Origin of the sequence: Paraburkholderia sp. A3BS-1L, assembly GCF_051125215.1 — a bacterium.
Taxonomy (GTDB): domain Bacteria; phylum Pseudomonadota; class Gammaproteobacteria; order Burkholderiales; family Burkholderiaceae; genus Paraburkholderia.
On the sequence record NZ_CP120442.1, the window covers coordinates 585,148 to 602,327 of the forward strand.

Here is a 17,180-nt window from a genome sequence, read left to right on the forward strand (position 1 = left end):
CAGGCGGTAACGTTCAATGGCAGTGAATCAAGGCGGCGCGGCCAGCGACGCGATTTTCGCGCTGCTCGACGATGGCGACTCGACGGCGGCGAGCCGTTCGAGCCGCCTGTACACGGGGTTCGTGCGCGAGATCGCGTGCGAGCGCGCCGCGGATCTCGACGCGGCGTGCCGCGAAGTCAATGCAGCATTGAGTGCAGGAGCAGGCGCGGCCCTTCATGCGCTCGTGCTCGGCGACTACGAATTCGGGCGCGCGCTCGAATTCGCGAAGCGCGACGCCTCATCCAGCCAAACGCAGCACGGCCACGCCGCGCTGCGTTTTTTATTGTTCGCGCGCTGCGAGCGGCTTTCGCGCGACGAGGCCGACGCGTGGCTCGCCGCGCGCGAGGGCAGCGCGGCCCCCGCGCCGGCTGGCATTGCCGGTGTGACGATGGGCGTCGAGCGCGAGCGCTTCGAGCGCGACATCGGTGCGGTGCAGGACGCGCTGCGCATCGGCGACTCGTATCAGATCAACTACACGTACCGGTTGGGCTTCGAGGCGTTCGGCGCACCGGTGGCGTTGTACCGGCGCCTGCGCGAGCGCCAGCGCGTGCGTTACGGCGCGCTCATCGCGTTGCCGGGCGATCGCTGGGTGCTCTCGTGCTCGCCGGAACTGTTCGTCGAGAAGCACGGCGAAACGTTGCGCGCGAAGCCGATGAAAGGCACCACCGCGCGTCGCGCCGATGCCGCCGAAGATGCTGCCGCCGCGCAATTCCTCGCGAGCGACCCCAAGAATCGCGCCGAAAACGTGATGATCGTCGACTTGCTGCGCAACGACGTGTCACGCGTCGCGCAGACGGGATCGGTGCGCGTGCCCGCGCTCTTCAGCGTGGAGCCGTATGCCTCGGTCTGGCAGATGACCTCCACGGTGCAGGCGAAACTACGCCCCGGCACGACCTTCGCCGACGCGATGCGCGCACTGTTCCCATGCGGCTCGATCACGGGCGCGCCCAAGCACCACACGATGGAATTGATCGAGGCGCTCGAGCACGGTCCGCGCGGGCTCTACACGGGCACCATCGGCTGGCTGGACGCTCCTGGCGAAGGCGAGGCCTGTGGTGACTTCTGTCTCTCGGTCGTGATCCGCACGCTCACGCTCGACGCCCCCAGCGGCGGCGATGGCGCAATGCGGCGCGGCGAGATGGGCGTGGGCGCGGGCATCGTGCTGGATAGTGTAGCGGCCGATGAATACGAGGAGTGCCGCTTGAAAGCGCGTTTTCTCACCGAGGCCGACCCCGGCATCGAACTCTTCGAAACGATGTATGCGACGCGCGCGCAGGGCGTGCGTCATATCGAGCGCCATCTCGCGCGGCTTGCGGCGGGCGCGGCCTGGCTCGGTTTTCCGTGCGATGTGGAAGCGTTGCGCGAGCGTCTTGTTGAGGCGTGCGCCGCGTTCTCGGAAGCGGACGTGCCGCATCGGCTGCGGCTCGCGCTCGGCAAGAGCGGAGTGGCAACGCTGACCAGTGCGCCGCTTGCGCCGCTCGCTCACGACACTGTTGGCGTGCTGCTCGCGCCGGATCACGGCTTCGCGCCAGTTGCGTCAGGCGATGCGCTGCTGCTGCGCAAGTCGACGCGGCGTGCCGAGTTCGACCGCGCATGGCGCGAGGCCGAAACGCAGGGTGGCTTCGACATGCTGTTCTTCAACGAGCGCGGCGAGCTGACCGAAGGCGGGCGCTCGAACGTGTTCGTGAAGCTCGCCGGCAAGTGGTGGACGCCGCCGCTCTCGTCGGGGCTCTTGCCAGGCGTGATGCGCGGCGTGCTGCTCGACGACGCGGCATTCGGGGCGCGCGAGCGTGTGCTCACGCGCGAGGACGTGCTCAACGCCGAGGCGCTCATGCTGACCAATGCGCTGCGCGGGGCCGTGCCGGCGCGCTTGATACGCGTTTGATTCGCTAACGGCGTGAGGCTCCAGAAGCGCTCAAAGCCGTCCGAACTACGAATTGGCTCCGTCCGCGTTGATGACGCTACGCCCAGATTTACGCCCTGTCGCAACCTTTCGATATTTCGTCGACGAACGCGGTATGAGCGACGGCGAACATTCGCCACGGCCGAAGACCGGACACAATCCACGCATATGAACGGCGTGACACCGGTTTCCGAAGCGGCTCCCGGCGCGGTGGCTTCGCTTGTTGATGATGTCCCTCATGAGCGATGCCTGAAACCCGTCGATTAAGCGCATTCGTGCCGCAGACCCGTTGATCGATACTCAATCCTCTGGTCGCTTGGCCAACCGCAAGTATGGTGCCGGTGTGACCCACGAGGGCGTTTTGTCGTGTTTCAGGACGCTATCATGCCCGACGATCAGCCTCAGGTTTGCGCCGCGGAGCCATTTTCGGGACGAGTGGGAAAGGGCGATATGTTTCAGGCGTCGGTCCCTTCTGCCACGACGGATCCGACTGCGACGAGTCGGCGGGCGGCCACGACAGCGCGCCTGGCTTTTCTTGACACATTGCGATTTATTGCTGCGGGTGCAGTGCTCTTTCAGCACATCGCTGAAAAGAGCGGAGAATTCGGTGCGTGGGCTACGGCAATGCTATCGCCGGGTGTGTTTGGGGTGGTCCTGTTTTTCGTTGTGAGCGGTTTCGTGATTCCCATGACGGCGGGGCACCGGTTCGATCTCAAGACGTTTGTGATTCGACGCGTCTTCCGCATTTACCCGCTCGTGCTCGTTGCCTTTGCTCTCCTGGCACTCCTTGGCTACGGCTCGAATCTCACGGCCTTTTCCGACGTAAGAGTTGTCGCGGCTCGTACCTGGGTGGTCAACCTTTTGCTCGTTCAGGACTATTTCGGTGCGCAGGCCCTTCTGGGCGTGACATGGACTCTCAGCATCGAGTTCGCCTGGTATGCAGTCTTCGCTTTGGCTTTGCTGAGCTTCGGCCGTCGGTTCGACGACAAGCTGATCGTCATCGCGCCGGTTGTGGAACTGCTCTTGTGCTGCATTTCTCTTTTGATCGGGCATCGCCTTCCGCTCGCCCGTATTGGCCTGGTGTACGCAGCGATTCTGGGCTGCCGGGTATTCCACGCTCAGGAGGGCAGCTTGACGCCACGTCGCCTTTACATCGACGCGGGTGTCTTTAGCATCACCATGGCGATGTCAAACCTCGTCTCCTTTGGCTACTTTCATCATCCGCACATCAGCTTGTACGAAGCGCTGATTCCCTGGCTGGTTGCGCCGGCTCTGTTCTTGCTGGTCGCTTGCGTTCCGGCGATTCGGCGCTCCCCGCTTATCTCGAATCGCCTTACCGGATGGCTGGGCAGCATCAGTTTTTCGACCTATCTCCTCCATCCATTTGCCATGAGTCTGGCCGGATCTCTCGTGCCGTCAGGCCTTTTCTCCCTGACGTGCGTGCTGCTGACACTTGTTCTTTCGGTGCTGGGGTACCGGTTTGTCGAACTGCCCGGTCAAGCGCTGGGCAAGCGGATCATTGCCGCGACAAAGTAAGCCTTCGGCCGTGGGCTGAAGGCTCGAAGCCGCTAAAGGGTCGCAGCCGCTAAAGGGTCGCAGCCGCATCAGAACGCGTGCTCAGGCCCCGGGAACGTGCCTTCCTTCACGGCTTTCACATAGGCGCGCACGGCCGACTCGATATCGGGCTGTCCCGCCATGAAGTCTTTCACGAAGCGCGGACGCTTGCCGGGGAAAATGCCGAGCATGTCGTGCAGCACGAGCACCTGGCCGGAGCAATCGAGGCCCGCGCCAATGCCGATGGTCGGAATGCGCAACTGCTTCGTGACTTGTGCGCCGAGCGTCGCCGGCACCGCCTCGATCACCACGAGCTGCGCGCCCGCAGCTTCGAGCGCCAGCGCGTCGCGCACGAGCTGCACGGCCGCCGCATCGGTCTTGCCCTGCACCTTGAAGCCGCCGAACGCGTGCACCGATTGCGGCGTGAGGCCGATGTGCGCGCACACTGGCACCGCGCGCTCGACCAGCATTTTCACCGTGGGCGCGAGCCACTCGCCGCCCTCGATCTTCACCATCTGCGCGCCCGCGCGCATGAGCTTCACCGAATTCGCGAAGGCGTCCTCGGGCGTGCCGAACGTGCCGAACGGCAGATCGGCGATGATCAGCGCCTTCGGTTGCGCACGTGCGACGCAGGCCGTGTGATAGGCGATGTCGTCAATGGTGACGGGCAGCGTCGTGGCATGGCCCTGGAGCACATTGCCGAGCGAGTCGCCGATCAGCACTGTGTCCACGCCTGCGCGGTCGCACAGCGCCGAGAAGCTCGCGTCGTAGCACGTGAGCATCGAGATCTTCTCGCCGGCGTCGCGCATCGCCTGGAGCTTGGGCACGGTGACCGCGCTGCGGCTCGTTTCCTGCAGGTAAGTCATGGGGAGTCCGAGAGTCCGTTAGTCCATCAGGGAGGGGAAGTGCCGGACGGCGCGCCGCTCAAAGCGACGTGCCTTTGACGAAGGATTCCTTGCGGCCGCGCATCGATTCGATACGCTCGACGATCAGCGCAAGGTCCGCGTCGGAGTCGAGCGGGTTCAGATTTTCGACGCCCACGGTCAGCACCGGCGCACGGTCGTAATGATAGAAAAATTCGTTGTAGCTGTCGCACAGCGCCCGCAGGAAGGTCTCGGAGATGTGCTGCTCCGCCGCCACCGCGCGCTTCTGGATGCGCGCATAGAGCGCTTCGGGGCTCGCCTGCAGATACACCACGAGGTCGGGCGGCGGCGACACCACGCAAAGGCGCGCGGCGAGTGCCTGAAATAGCTGCAGCTCTTCTTCGGCGAGCGTCAGGCGCGCGAACAGGTCATTGCGCTCGGCAAGGAAATTCGTCACGAGCGGGGTGCCGGCGGCAAGCTGCGCGGCCACTTGTCGCGACAGATGCTCGCGCTGCAGCGCCACCGCGAGTTGCGCGGCCAGCGCGTGGCGCGACGTGTCGCGGTAGAAGCGCTCGAGAAACGGGTTGTCCGCGCGCGAGCCGAGCAGCGTCTGCATCGACCAGCGCTCGGCCAGACGCGTCGCGAGCGGCGTCTTGCCCGAGCCGATCGGCCCTTCGATCGCGATGTACTGGAGCGCCGCGGGCCGTGCGGAGACCGTGGTGGCGAAAGACAGCGGCGTGCTCATTGGCAGGGGCCCGAGGAGCGCGGCGTGTTATCGGCGGAGGCGGCGGAATCGCTGGGATCGCTGGAATCGCTGGGATCGGCCGCAACGCCCGTGGACTTGCCCGCTTCGGGGTCGGCGAGACACTGGCACAGCGGCTTCAATTTTTCGATGCGCTGTTGCGCGACGGCGGGCAAGAAGCTGCTGACCACGCCCTGGCCCGGAATGGCGAGCTCGGGATCGATCTCGGCGAGCGGCGCGAGCACGAACGCGCGGCCCGTCATGCGCGGATGCGGCACGATCAGGTCGGGCTCGTCGATGATCGCTTGGCCGTACAGCAGGATGTCGATGTCGAGCGTGCGCGGCGCGTTGCGAAACGGACGCTCGCGGCCGAAGTGATGCTCGATGCGATGGCACAGGCCGAGCAGCTCGCGCACCGTTAGCCGTGTATCGAGCTTCACGACGCAGTTGAAATAGTCGTCGCCGCCCGCGTCGATGGGCGCGGTGCGGTACAGACTCGATTTGGCGAGCACGGTGATGGTGTGCTGCTGCGCGAGACACACCACCGTGTCCTTGAGGGTCTGGCGAGCATCCCCCAGATTCGCGCCGATTCCGAGCCAGGCAACTGTCATGGCTTCACTTCCTGTGTTGCGCGAGTGCATTCGACCTGGCCGAGCCGGGTTGCATGCTGCATGGCTTCAGTCCTCGTGCGGCTCGTCGTTGCCCCCGCCATGGGCGGAGTCCGCTGCGGCGCTTTCGGCACCCGCTGCGGCTTCGCCCGTCTTGCGGTTCTTCGCGCCGCCACGGCGGCGGCGCTTGCGCGGCGCGCGTTCCTTGCTGCCGCCCTGGGCGAGCAGCGTCTCGCGTGCAGCCGGGTCGCCGCTGATGAAGTCGGTCCACCACTGGCCCACTTCGGCGTCGAGCTCGCCCGATTCGCAGCGCAACAGGAGGAAATCATACCCCGCTCTGAAGCGAGGGTGTTCCAGCAGCTTGATCGCGCTGCGGCCGCGTTTTTCGAGGCGCAGTTGCAGGCCCCAGATCTCGCGCATGTCCGACGAGTAGCGGCGATGGATCGCGAGCTTTTCGGTCTGCGCGTCGATCACGTCGTCCATCGCGCGATGCAGCGCCGGCACGGGGAATTCGCCCTCGGCCGTGTATTGCTGCAGGCGCTGCTGCACGTCGTGCCACAGCAGCGTCGCGAACAGGAAGCCCGGCGAGACCGGCTTGCCCGCGCGCACGCGCGCATCGGTGTTCGAGAGCGCGAGCGTGATGAAGCGCTCGCCCTGCGGCTGCTCGAGAACCACGTCGAGCAGGGGCAGCAGGCCGTGATGGAGGCCTTCCTTGCGCAGCCACTTGAGGCACTCGAGCGCGTGGCCCGAGAGCAGCAGCTTGAGCATCTCGTCGAACAGACGCGCCGCCGGCACGTTGTTGATGAGGTCCGCGAGCTCCTGGATCGGTGCGCGCGTGTGGGCTTCGATCTCGAAGCCGAGCTTCGCCGCGAAACGCACCACGCGCATCATGCGCACCGGGTCTTCGCGGAAGCGCGTGGCCGGGTCGCCGATCATGCGCAGCAGGCGCGCGCGCATGTCGGCCATGCCGTTGTGATAGTCGAGCACCGTCTGCGTGGCCGGGTCGTAGTACATCGCGTTGATCGTGAAGTCGCGGCGCGTGGCGTCTTCGTGCTGCTCGCCCCAGACGTTGTCGCGCAGGACCCGGCCGCTCGCGTCCACGTGGTGGGTCTTGCGGTCGAGCTCGTCGCGGCGCAGGCGCTTGTGGCCCGCTCCACCGGCGGCCTCGGCGGGCGGAGCGTCCACGAGCGCGCGGAAGGTCGAGACCTCGATGATCTCCTGGCCAAACTGCACGTGCACGATCTGGAAGCGCCGGCCGATGATGCGGGCACGGCGGAACAGCTTTTGCACCTGATCGGGCGTGGCGTCGGTGGCCACGTCGAAGTCCTTGGGCGCGACGCCGAGCAGCAGGTCGCGCACCGCGCCGCCCACGATGAACGCGCGAAAGCCTGCTTGCTGCAGGCCGTCGGTCACGCGCACTGCGTTGCGCGAGATGAGCGAGGGATCGATGCCGTGGATGTCGGCAGGGAGGACGACGGGCGTGGCCGGGTCGCCGGCGCCCTGGCCCGCGCCGGGCCTGGTGGCTTTTTTCGCGGTGACCGTCTTGCGGCGCGGGCGCGTCGTGGCCTCGCCCGCGGCTTCGCTTTCATGCGACGCCGCAGCCAATGCGGTGTCGCTGGCCGGGGCGCCCTGGGTCGCGGAAGTGTCGTCCTGGCCAAACAGTTTGCGGATGAATTTCTTGATCACGATGCCTGGAACAAATCGAGGATGCGCCAGCCTGCTTGTTGCGCATGCGCGCGCAGGGTGTCGTCGGGGTTGGTCGCGATCGGGTCGGTGACTTTTTCGAGCAGCGGAATGTCGTTGTGCGAGTCGCTATAGAAGTAGCTGTGCTCGAAATCGGACCAGCGCTTGCCGAGCGAGGCCAGCCAGTCCTCCACGCGCACGATCTTGCCCTCGCGGTAGCTCGGCGTGCCGGTCGGTCGGCCGGTGAAGGCAGACGCCGGATGGCCGTCCACGGTTTCGACTTCGCAGGCGATCAGCTTGTCCACGCCGAACACCCCGGCGATGGGCGCCGTGATGAATTCGTTGGTGGCCGTGACCACGCAGCAGAGGTCGCCCGCTTCCTTGTGCTGTTTCACGAGTTCGAGCGCGGCCGGCACGATGGTCGGGTTGATCACCTCGTGCATGTACTGGTCGTGCCATTCCTTCAACTGCGCGCGCGAATACTTCGCGAGCGGCGTGAGCATGGCGAGCAGGTACGCCTGGATGTCGAGCTGGCCGGCCTTGTAGTCGGCGTAGAAGCGGTCGTTCTGCTCCGCGAAGCGTTCGGCGTCAACGATGCCAAGCTTCACCATGAAGCGGCCCCATTCGTAGTCGCTGTCAGTGGGGATCAGCGTGTGATCGAGATCAAAAAGTGCGAGATTAGCCATGGGCGCTCATTTTACTTGAAGCGGGTGAAGCCGTTGCCGGCGCCGGCTGCGGCGTCCGGCGATACGGAAGAGGGTTCGGACGCCGGCGCCGGCGCCGGTGGATGCGCCACCGCGGGCCCGGCGGGCGGGGCTTCGGGCGTGGCGCCGGGCGGTGCAGCATCGGCGGGCTTGGTGGACGTGGCGGGCTCGGTGGACGTGGCGGGATCGGCAGGCTCGGTGGAGGGATCGAGGTCGCCATCGAGCTCGCCGTTCATCTCGCCGCTGACATCGGCTTCCACTTCACCCTGGAGTTCGGCGCCCAGCTCGCGGTGGACGACGTCGCGGAATCTGGCCCCCAGTTCGCCTTCGACATTGTCGGTCGGCGGCTGGAACGGCGGCGCGCCGAGCGGCGCGCGCGGTTGCAGCGCGGGCGCGCGCGGCGCTTCGTACGCAGCGCTGGGCAGCTCCGCCGGGGCTGCAGCGTTCGGTGTGTCGTGAGACGGAAATAGCTCCAGCTCGACGCCTTGCGCATGGTCGCCGGCAGGCGCGGACGCGTTGTGTTCTTCCGTCTGCGGCGTCGTGCTGGCCTCGTCCAGATGGTCAGCGGCCGTTGCGGCTTCGATGCGCGCAACGGCGGCATCATCCGTTTCGCCCGGCCCCGCCTCGCTATTCGCCAGCATCGTGCGCAGCAGCGGCAGCGTCACCGCGCGCTTTTGCTCGAGCGAGAAGCGGTCGAGCGCATCGAGCAGGCGCATCAGGCTCGGCATGTCGCGCCGGAAGTGCGTGAGCAGGTAGGCGGGCACGTCGTCGGCGAGATTGATGCCGCGCTCGCGCGCCGCCTGCTTGAGCACGGCAGCCTTGCCCGCGTCCGAGAGCGGCGCGAGGTGGAACACGAGACCCCAGCCAAGGCGCGTGCGCAGGTCCTCGCGCACGGCGAGCCCCATCGGCGGCGCGTTGCCGGTCGCGACGAGCGCCGTGTTCGGGTGCGAGCGCACCTCGTTGAAGAGATTGAACAGGGCGATCTGCTGGGCGCCCGAGAGCGCGTCGCAGTCGTCGACCGCGTAAATCGGCACGCGCGCATCGAACGTAAAGGCGGCGAGACCGCTCGTCGGCCCGATGTAGCGCACGTGGCCGGGCGGCGCCTCGAACGCGAGCGCGTGCAGCAGATGCGAGCGGCCGTTGCCGGGCTCCCCCCAGACATAGAACGTGCGGTCGGTCTTCGGGTCGACGTCGGGGCCCGCCGCGAGCGCGGCGTCGAGCCCGCGCAGCCGCGCGACCAGCTCCGCATTGGCGCCGGTATGAAAGTTGTCGAAGGTCGATGGCGGCGGGGTGCCGAGATCGAGCGTTAGCTGTCGCTGCACGGTGTGTCTGGCCGAAGGCGGTGTGTCAGTTATCGCTTGAAAATAGGCAGGTTCGGCGACAAAACGTGGTTTCCGGCCGACGAGCCCGCGCCGCTACTACCAAAATACTCGCGTGTCCTCACGCAGGCGGCGGCGGGGAGCCGTCAATCGGTTAAAATCGCATTTTACCGACCTTCTGCCTCTTCCCCATGAATCAACCGAAATCCGGCCCCGCTAATCAGGACCAAGCGCAGGAGCAAGGCCTCTCCTACCGTGACGCGGGCGTGGACATCGACGCGGGCGACGCGCTCGTCGATCGCATCAAGCCCTTTGCGAAGAAGACCCTGCGCGAAGGCGTGATGGGCGGCATCGGCGGATTCGGCGCGCTCTTCGAAGTGCCGAAGAAGTACAAGGAGCCCGTGCTCGTGTCGGGCACCGACGGCGTGGGCACCAAGCTGCGCCTCGCGTTTCATCTGAACAAACACGACACGGTCGGCCAGGATCTCGTCGCCATGAGCGTGAACGACATCCTCGTGCAGGGCGCCGAGCCGCTGTTCTTCCTCGACTACTTCGCCTGCGGCAAGCTCGATGTGGACACGGCCGCCACGGTCGTGAAGGGCATCGCCCAGGGCTGCGAGCTCTCGGGCTGCGCGCTGATCGGCGGCGAAACGGCGGAAATGCCGGGCATGTACCCCGACGGCGAATACGACCTCGCGGGCTTCGCGGTTGGCGCGGTGGAGAAGAGCAAGATCATCGACGGCAGCACGATCGTCCCCGGCGACGTCGTGCTGGGTCTCGCGTCGAGCGGCATCCATTCGAACGGCTTCTCGCTCGTGCGCAAGATCATCGAGCGTGCGAACCCGGACATGAACGCCGACTTCGACGGCCGCTCGCTGGCCGACGCGCTGATGGCGCCCACGCGCATCTACGTGAAGCCGCTGCTCAAGCTGATGGAAACCATCGCTGTGAAGGGCATGGCGCACATCACCGGCGGCGGTCTGGTGGAGAACATCCCGCGCGTGCTGCGCGAAGGCCTCACCGCCGAGCTGAACCACGCGGCATGGCCGCTGCCGCCGCTGTTCTCGTGGCTGCAGAAGCATGGCGGCGTGGCCGATGCGGAAATGCACCGCGTGTTCAACTGCGGCATCGGCATGGCCGTGATCGTGGCGGCCGATCAGGCCGACGCGGCGGCTTCGCTGCTGGCTGCCGCGGGCGAGCAGGTGTGGAAGATTGGCGTGGTGCGTGAGAGCAAGGAAGGCGAGGCGCAGACTGTAGTGGTTTGACGCGCGCACTCCTGGCGGCACAAAACATTCGCGCCGGTCCGGCGGGCTTACCAAAGCCCCGCCGGCCGGCGCGAAGTCATTTCTGGTGGTGTGCGTGGCCTTACAACACCGTCCTCACATGCCAAAGCTCCGGAAACAGCACGACATCCAGCATCTTCCGCAGATAAGGCGCGCCGCTAGTCCCGCCGGTGCCCTGCTTGAAGCCGATAATCCGCTCGACCGTCGTGACATGGCGGAACCGCCACTGCCGGAACGCATCCTCGAGATCGACGAGTTCCTCGGCCATTTCATACAGATCCCAGTACTGCGAAGGATTGCGATAGACCTCGAGCCAGGCCGCTTCCACCGACGCATCGTGCAGCGTCGGCTGCGTCCAGTCGCGAGCGAGGCGTTCCGGCGCGATCGCAAAGCCGCGCCGCGCCAGCAGGCGAATCACCTCGTCATAAAACGAAGGCGCTTCTAGCGTGGCCTTGACCTGCGCAAGCACCTCAGGCCGATGCTCGTGCGGCTTGAGCATCTGCGCATTCTTGTTGCCCAGCAGAAACTCAATCTGCCGGTATTGATACGACTGGAACCCCGACGAAGCGCCCAGATACGGCCGCATCGCCGTGTACTCGGACGGCGTAAGCGTGGACAAAACATTCCATGCCTGCACCAGCTGTTCGAGAATGCGCGAGACGCGCGCGAGCTGCTTGAACGCAGGAGGCAGTTCGTCGCGATGCACGCACGCGAGCGCCGCGCGCAATTCGTAGAGCGCGAGCTTCATCCACAGCTCGCTCGTCTGATGCTGGACGATGAACAGCATCTCATTGTGATCGGGCGAGAGCGGATGCTGCGCGTTGAGCACCGAGTCGAGCGAGAGGTAATCGCCATAGCTCATCGACTTCGAGAAGTCGAGCTGCGCGTCGTGCCAGCCTTCGCCTGGCTGCGCAGCGACTGGCGCGGCGGCAGCCGCTGCGCCATGCCCGAACGGGCAGCCGCCGCGCGCGGGCTCGCTGGCATTCGGGCTGGCATTCGGGGCGCTGGAAGGCGTGCGGGCGGAATCGGTGTCGGGCACGCCGGGAATGTGCATGTGATCAGTCATCTCGGGCTCCTCAGGTCACCGCGCCGCGTGCGGCGAATTCGGGCTTGCGCCAGCTTTCGGTCGCGAGCACGTCGCGCAGGGTCTCGACGGCGTCCCACACATCGACGTAACGCAGATACAGCGGCGTGAAGCCAAAGCGCAGCACGTGCGGCTCGCGATAGTCGCCGATCACGCCGCGCGCGATCAGCGCCTGCATCACTTCATAGCCGTGCGGATGTTCGAAGCTCACGTGCGAGCCGCGTTGTGCATGCTCGCGCGGCGTGACGAGCGTAAGCGGGTATGCCTTGCAGCGCGTTTCCACGAGTTCGATGAAGAGGTCGGTGAGCGCGAGCGACTTGCGGCGGATCGCCTGCATGTCGGTCTGCAGAAAGACGTCGAGGCCGCATTCGACGAGCGCCATCGAAACGATCGGCTGCGTGCCGCACAGATAGCGGCCGACGCCGTTGTCCGGTCGGTAGACGGGGTTCATCTCGAACGGCGACTTGTGACCCCACCAGCCCGAAAGCGGCTGCGAGAACGTGTCCTGGTTGCGCTTGGCCACCCACACGAAGCCGGGCGACCCCGGGCCGCCGTTCAGGTACTTGTACGTGCAGCCGACCGCGTAATCGGCGTTCACGCCGTTCAGATCCACGGGCACCGCGCCCGCCGAGTGCGCGAGGTCCCACAGCGCGAGCCCGCCTTGCGCGTGAATGTGCTCGGTGAGCGTGCGCATGTCGTGCATTTGGCCGGTGCGGTAGTTCACGTGCGTGATCATCGCGACGGCCACGTCTTCGCGGATGGCAGCGGGCAGCTCGCTCGGGTCGTCGACGAGGCGCAGTTCATAGCCGCGGTCGAGCTGCTCGATGAGGCCTTGCGCGATGTACAGGTCGCTCGGGAAATTCGAGCGCTCGGAGACGATCACGCGGCGCTTGGGATCGCGTGCGTTTGCGACGCGCAGCGCGGCGGAAAGCGCCTTGAAGAGATTGATGGAAATGGTGTCGGTGACCACGACTTCATCTTCCGCCGCGCCGATCAGCGGGGCGAGCTTGTTGCCGAGGCGCCGCGGCATGGCGAACCAGCCCGCCGTGTTCCAGCTGCGGATGAGGCCCTCGCCCCATTCGCCGCCAATCACGGCTTGTGCGCGCGCGGCACTGGCTCGCGGCGGCACGCCGAGCGAGTTGCCGTCGAGATAGATGGTTTCGGGCGCGAGCGTGAATTGCTCGCGCAGCGCGGCGAGCGGATCGGCGCGATCGAGCGCCAGGGCTTCGTTACGGTCGTTCATGGGGGTTCTTCGGGGCAGTGAGGTGTTGGGTCGGAGGTAGCAAAGGTTCATTGGCGCTCGTGCAGCGTGCGCAGCACGGCGCGCACGGGGCTGGCATCGAGCGTGGCGAATTTCAGCGGCAGCGCGATCAGTTCGTAGTCGCCGGGCGCGATGGCGTCGAGCACGATGCCTTCGAGAATCGCCATGCGGTGCGCGCGGATGCGGTGGTGCGCGTCCATCGTCTTCGATTCCTGCGGGTCGAGCGAGGGCGTGTCGATGCCGATCAGGCGCACGCCGTGCTCAGCCAGCAGGTCGATCGTCTCGGGCGCGACGGCGCAAAACGCGCTGTCCCAGCGCTCCTGCGGGGCCTTGGCGTAGGTGCGCAGCAGCACGCGCGGCGGGATGCCAGCGAGCGCCGCTTGCACATGCTCGGGCCGCACGAGCGGCGCGGCGCCCACGCAATGAATCACGCGGCACGCGCCGATATAGGCGTCGAGCGGCACCGCGCCGATGGGCGCGCCCGCTTCGTCGTAGTGCAGCGGGGCGTCGGTGTGCGCGCCGGTGTGAGGCGAAAGCGTCACGCGCGCCACGTTGACCGGCGAGCCGGCTTCCATGCGCCAGACGCGCTCGACGCCAACGGGCGTGTCGCCGGGCCAGACGGGCGTTTCGGGGCGGATGGGCGGGGAAATGTCCCAGAGGTCGTTCATCGCGTTGACGAGGTTGTCTCAATGTTTTTCGAATGATAGGCAACTCGTCGCGAAATGTGCTTGCGAAAAAAACGTCGTACGCTACAGTTCTTGGCACATAATTTGATTCAAAAGGGGAAAGGGGACCAAATATGAACGCTATCTCGCTCGATGCGACCGATTGCCGGATTCTTGCCGTACTTCAGAACGAGGGGCGCATCAGCAATCTCGATCTGGCCGAGCGTATTTCGCTGTCGCCTTCCGCGTGCCTGCGGCGGCTGCGCCTGCTGGAGGAGCAGGGCGTGGTGGAGCGCTATCGCGCGTGCCTGAATCGGGAAGTGCTCGGCTTCGAAATGGAGGCCTTCGTGCAGGTCTCGATGCGCAACGACCAGGAGAGCTGGCACGAGCGCTTCGTCTCTGCGCTGCGCGACTGGCCCGAAGTGGTGGGCGCTTACGTGGTGACCGGCGAGACGCACTATCTGCTGCGGGTGCTCGCGCACAACCTCAAGCACTACTCGGACTTCGTGCTCAACAAGCTCTACAAGGCGCCGGGCGTGATGGATATCCGCTCGAATATCGTGCTCACGACGCTCAAGGTCGAGGCGGGGCTGCCGGTCGACCTGATCGCCCATCGCGGCGAGCCGAAGGCTTCATAACGCCGCTTCGGTTGCGTTTGGCGTGCCTGGAGCGGGTCTAGAGCGGTTGCAGCTGGTGAAATGCGCCGCCGTGGAAGACGAGCGGCGCGGCGCTGCCCTGGTCGTCCTTGCCGGGTTCGCGAACGCCGCAGCGCTCCACCTCGCCGACGAAGATCACGTGATCGCCTTCGTCGTAGCGGCTGCGGTTATGGCACTCGAACCAGGCGATGGCGCCGTCGAGCACGGGCATGCCGGAGTCGCCGGCCGCGTGCGAGACGCCTTCGAAGCGGTCGCCCTTCACGGTGGCGAAGCGCTTGCACAGGTCGAGCTGCGACGCGGCGAGCACATTCACCACATAATGGCTGTTGCTGCGGAACACCGGCATCGAAGCCGATCGCGTGGCGAGGCTCCACAGCACGAGCGGCGGCGTGAGCGAGACGGAGTTGAACGAGCTCGCGGTGATGCCGATCAGCTGGCCGTCGGGCGCGCGCGTCGTGATGACCGTCACGCCAGTGGCGAACTGGCTGAGCGCACGGCGGAACGCGCCGTCGTCGAAGTTGGGCGGGCTGGCGCGGCGGGTCATGAGCGCAGGCCCCGGTCATTGGGGCGCGTGTCCGGCGCGGGCTGGACGGGGATGGCGGCGCACGCGGCGTGAGCGGTACCGGCGGCGCAAGCGGAAGTCGATGTGAACGTCATGTGTAATTTCGGCGAATTGTCCCAATTTTAACGAAAAGCGGCGGGCGACGGCTCATCGGCCTGGTTGCGCGAGACGGCGCAGGGACGGAGCGGCAATCCCCGCAAATGTGCGAGGACCCCGAAGCGGGAGGGCCCGCGCGGCAACAATGGAGAGTTCAGCATGACTCAGACGACTCAGACGATCGAAACCGCCACGCTCGGCGGCGGATGTTTCTGGTGCCTGGAAGCGGTTTTTCTGCGCGTGGATGGCGTAATGGCGGTGGAATCGGGCTACGCGGGCGGCCATGCCCCGAACCCGTCCTATGAGCAGGTGTGCGATGGCGACACCGGCCACGCCGAAGTCGTGAAAGTGGATTTCGATCCGGCGAAGATCGGCTATCGCGAGATTCTGGACATCTTCTTCGCGATTCACGATCCGACCCAGTTGAACCGTCAGGGCAACGACGTCGGCACCCAGTACCGCTCGGTGGTCTTCACGCACTCGGAGGCGCAGCGCGAGACGGCGCTGCAGGCCATTCGCGAGTTGAAAGCCGAGGGTGTGTACGACGGCGAGATCGTCACGCAGGTGCTGCCGCTCGACGGCAACTATTTCCCGGCCGAGGCGTATCACCAGAACTACTTCGCGCAGCACCCGAATCAGGGTTATTGCGCGTTCGTGGTGGCGCCCAAGGTGGCCAAGTTCCGCCAGAAGTTCGCGCACCGGCTCAAGGCCGAGTGACGTAGCGCTTCAGGCGCCGTCGCCGCGCATGCGCAGCATCTCGTCGACGATGGCGCGCGCGAGCTTCGCGCAAGTCAGCGGCGCCGAGCCCTCGGCCTTGTTGTTGGTCGTGATCAGCACCGGCTGGCCGGCGATCGCATAGCGCGCGGCCAGTTCGGCGAGGGCGTCGCGCGTGTGGGGGTCTTCGTCGACGAGCTTGTCGAAGGGCTCGTAGCGCGCCTTCGCCTGCTCATACTTGAAGCCGCTGTGCAGGCTCCAGCGCACGATCAGCGGGCCTGCGGGCGCTTCGCCGTCCATCAGCGCGAGCGCTGCCGCCTGGCGCAGCGGGTCGGGCATGCGGGCGTGCAATCCCACGCAGTAGCGCACGCCCGCGGCGCGCAGCGCGCGCACGAAACGCGGTGTGAGCAGAATGCCGTCGCGGATCTCGACCGCGTAACAGGGGCGGTCGCTGGGGAGTGCGCCGCTTGACGCCGCTTCGCCGGCTTCGGCGTCTGCCGGCGGTGCCGAAGCAGCTGCGGGCAGTGGCGGCAGCGCGGCGAGAAACGCCACGAGACGCTCGATGAACGCGGCTGGATCCGCAAGCAGTTGATCGGGCAGCGGCGGGAACTGGAACACGAGCGCACCGGCTTTCGCGCCGAGCCCCGCAAGGCACGGCTCGACGAATTCGCGCGCGGCGAGATCGGCGTTCAGGAAGCAGGGGTTGGCCGAGACGGGCTCGCCGCGATCGCCGCGCACGCTCGCATCGGTGATGAGCGCGGGCGCCTTCACGATGAAGCGGAAGTGGTCCGGCACCTGCTGCGCGTAGCGCAGGTAATCGGTGACGGTGAGCGGCGCGTAGAACGAGCGGTCGATGCTCACCGAGCGCAGCAGCGGATGCGCGCCATAGGCCGCGAGCCCATCGCGCGCGAGCTTCGAATTGCTGTAGTCGTCGCCGTAGACGATGCCGCGCCAGCCCGGAAACGACCACGACGACGTGCCCAGGCGCACACCCGGCGGCAGCTCCGCGGCGAGGTCGAGCACGTCCTGGCCGGGAACCGCCGGCAGCACGCCTTTCGCGCGGCGGCGCGGGGCGGGCGAGTCGGCGGCGGGCGTCGATTTCGGCGCTTTGGCGGGCTTTGCCGTAATCGTCTGCTGTGCGCTGTCGTCGGCTTCTGTCGCGGATGCGTCGGCATCGGTGTTTCTGCGCGCCGCACGCCCCGCCGATGGCTCGGGCGGCACGAAGCCGAACAGGTCCGTCTGGGTATCGGGTGGCGAGTTCTCGCGCGTGCTCCGCGGCGTGCGGCGGCCGGTGGCGCCCGTTCGCGGCGAGGCCTGCGCCGGGTTGCGCCCCGCGCCGGAGCTATCGTTTTCCAATGCCCCGAAAAGGCCGTCGTCGCTTTCGTTCATGCGTGTGAGTCGTGATGGCGATCGCGTAGCCGAAGCCGCTCGCAGCGACGCGCGT

Annotated in this window: 15 protein-coding genes and 1 pseudogene; 5 read left to right on the forward strand and 11 right to left on the reverse strand. The window is 66.5% G+C overall.

Features of this window, described 5'->3' with window-relative positions; genetic code table 11:
• Positions 1–16 precede the first annotated feature (16 nt).
• Positions 17–1,924 carry an aminodeoxychorismate synthase component I gene (gene pabB, locus P5W99_RS02630; protein WP_434661667.1) on the forward strand — a complete coding sequence of 636 codons (1,908 nt, stop codon included), beginning with the start codon at positions 17–19 and terminating at the stop codon, positions 1,922–1,924.
• Positions 1,925–2,326: 402 nt separating this feature from the next.
• Positions 2,327–3,478, forward strand: a complete 1,152-nt coding sequence (locus P5W99_RS02635) for an acyltransferase family protein (RefSeq protein ID WP_434661669.1) — start codon at positions 2,327–2,329, stop codon at positions 3,476–3,478.
• A 68-nt stretch (positions 3,479–3,546) separates the two neighbouring features.
• On the opposite strand, the gene panB is transcribed toward P5W99_RS02635, so the two are convergent.
• The 6 genes and pseudogenes from panB to hda form a co-directional block, all read right to left on the reverse strand.
• Positions 3,547–4,362, reverse strand: a complete 816-nt coding sequence (gene panB / locus P5W99_RS02640) for a 3-methyl-2-oxobutanoate hydroxymethyltransferase (RefSeq protein ID WP_421023087.1) — start codon at positions 4,360–4,362, stop codon at positions 3,547–3,549.
• 58 nt (positions 4,363–4,420) lie between these two features.
• Positions 4,421–5,104 carry a deoxynucleoside kinase gene (locus tag P5W99_RS02645; protein WP_434661671.1) on the reverse strand — a complete coding sequence of 228 codons (684 nt, stop codon included), beginning with the start codon at positions 5,102–5,104 and terminating at the stop codon, positions 4,421–4,423.
• Positions 5,101–5,712, reverse strand: coding sequence for a 2-amino-4-hydroxy-6-hydroxymethyldihydropteridine diphosphokinase (gene folK, locus P5W99_RS02650; protein WP_421073511.1), 612 nt, complete (start codon positions 5,710–5,712; stop codon positions 5,101–5,103). The genes P5W99_RS02645 and folK overlap by 4 nt, the downstream gene beginning before the upstream one ends.
• Positions 5,713–5,778: 66 nt before the next feature.
• Positions 5,779–7,395: a polynucleotide adenylyltransferase PcnB gene (gene pcnB / locus P5W99_RS02655; protein ID WP_434661673.1), complete on the reverse strand. Its 1,617-nt coding sequence runs from the start codon at positions 7,393–7,395 to the stop codon at positions 5,779–5,781.
• On the reverse strand, positions 7,392–8,078 hold the full coding sequence (locus P5W99_RS02660; protein ID WP_421073513.1) for an HAD family hydrolase: 687 nt from the start codon (positions 8,076–8,078) through the stop codon (positions 7,392–7,394). Before P5W99_RS02660 ends, pcnB begins: the two co-directional genes overlap by 4 nt.
• Positions 8,079–8,698: 620 nt before the next feature.
• A pseudogene (gene hda, locus P5W99_RS02665) lies at positions 8,699–9,418 on the reverse strand (DnaA regulatory inactivator Hda); the annotation flags it as partial.
• 188 nt (positions 9,419–9,606) lie between these two features.
• Between hda and purM the strand changes: the two are divergent.
• Positions 9,607–10,680, forward strand: coding sequence for a phosphoribosylformylglycinamidine cyclo-ligase (purM, locus tag P5W99_RS02670; protein WP_421042496.1), 1,074 nt, complete (start codon positions 9,607–9,609; stop codon positions 10,678–10,680).
• A 100-nt stretch (positions 10,681–10,780) separates the two neighbouring features.
• On the opposite strand, the gene kynA is transcribed toward purM, so the two are convergent.
• The 3 genes from kynA to kynB are packed head-to-tail and all read right to left on the reverse strand — an operon-like array spanning position 10,781 to position 13,711.
• A complete protein-coding gene (kynA, locus tag P5W99_RS02675) occupies positions 10,781–11,764 on the reverse strand; it encodes a tryptophan 2,3-dioxygenase (RefSeq protein ID WP_434661675.1) in 984 nt (327 codons plus the stop codon).
• Between the two features lie 10 nt (positions 11,765–11,774).
• Positions 11,775–13,025: a kynureninase gene (kynU, locus tag P5W99_RS02680; RefSeq protein ID WP_434661676.1), complete on the reverse strand. Its 1,251-nt coding sequence runs from the start codon at positions 13,023–13,025 to the stop codon at positions 11,775–11,777.
• Positions 13,026–13,072: 47 nt separating this feature from the next.
• A complete protein-coding gene (gene kynB, locus P5W99_RS02685) occupies positions 13,073–13,711 on the reverse strand; it encodes an arylformamidase (RefSeq protein WP_421023095.1) in 639 nt (212 codons plus the stop codon).
• A gap of 131 nt (positions 13,712–13,842) precedes the next feature.
• Between kynB and P5W99_RS02690 the strand changes: the two genes are divergently transcribed.
• Positions 13,843–14,346, forward strand: a complete 504-nt coding sequence (locus P5W99_RS02690; RefSeq protein WP_421042492.1) for an Lrp/AsnC family transcriptional regulator — start codon at positions 13,843–13,845, stop codon at positions 14,344–14,346.
• 37 nt (positions 14,347–14,383) lie between these two features.
• On the opposite strand, the gene P5W99_RS02695 is transcribed toward P5W99_RS02690, so the two are convergent.
• Positions 14,384–14,908, reverse strand: coding sequence for a flavin reductase family protein (locus P5W99_RS02695; RefSeq protein WP_421042491.1), 525 nt, complete (start codon positions 14,906–14,908; stop codon positions 14,384–14,386).
• 273 nt (positions 14,909–15,181) lie between these two features.
• On the opposite strand from P5W99_RS02695, the gene msrA reads away from it, so the two are divergent.
• Positions 15,182–15,739, forward strand: a complete 558-nt coding sequence (gene msrA, locus P5W99_RS02700; RefSeq protein ID WP_421042490.1) for a peptide-methionine (S)-S-oxide reductase MsrA — start codon at positions 15,182–15,184, stop codon at positions 15,737–15,739.
• A 9-nt stretch (positions 15,740–15,748) separates the two neighbouring features.
• Here msrA and P5W99_RS02705 read toward each other — a convergent pair whose 3' ends face one another.
• Entirely contained in the window at positions 15,749–17,125 is a 1,377-nt protein-coding gene (locus P5W99_RS02705) for a DUF72 domain-containing protein (RefSeq protein ID WP_434661679.1), read from the reverse strand.
• Between the last annotated feature and the right edge of the window lie 55 nt (positions 17,126–17,180).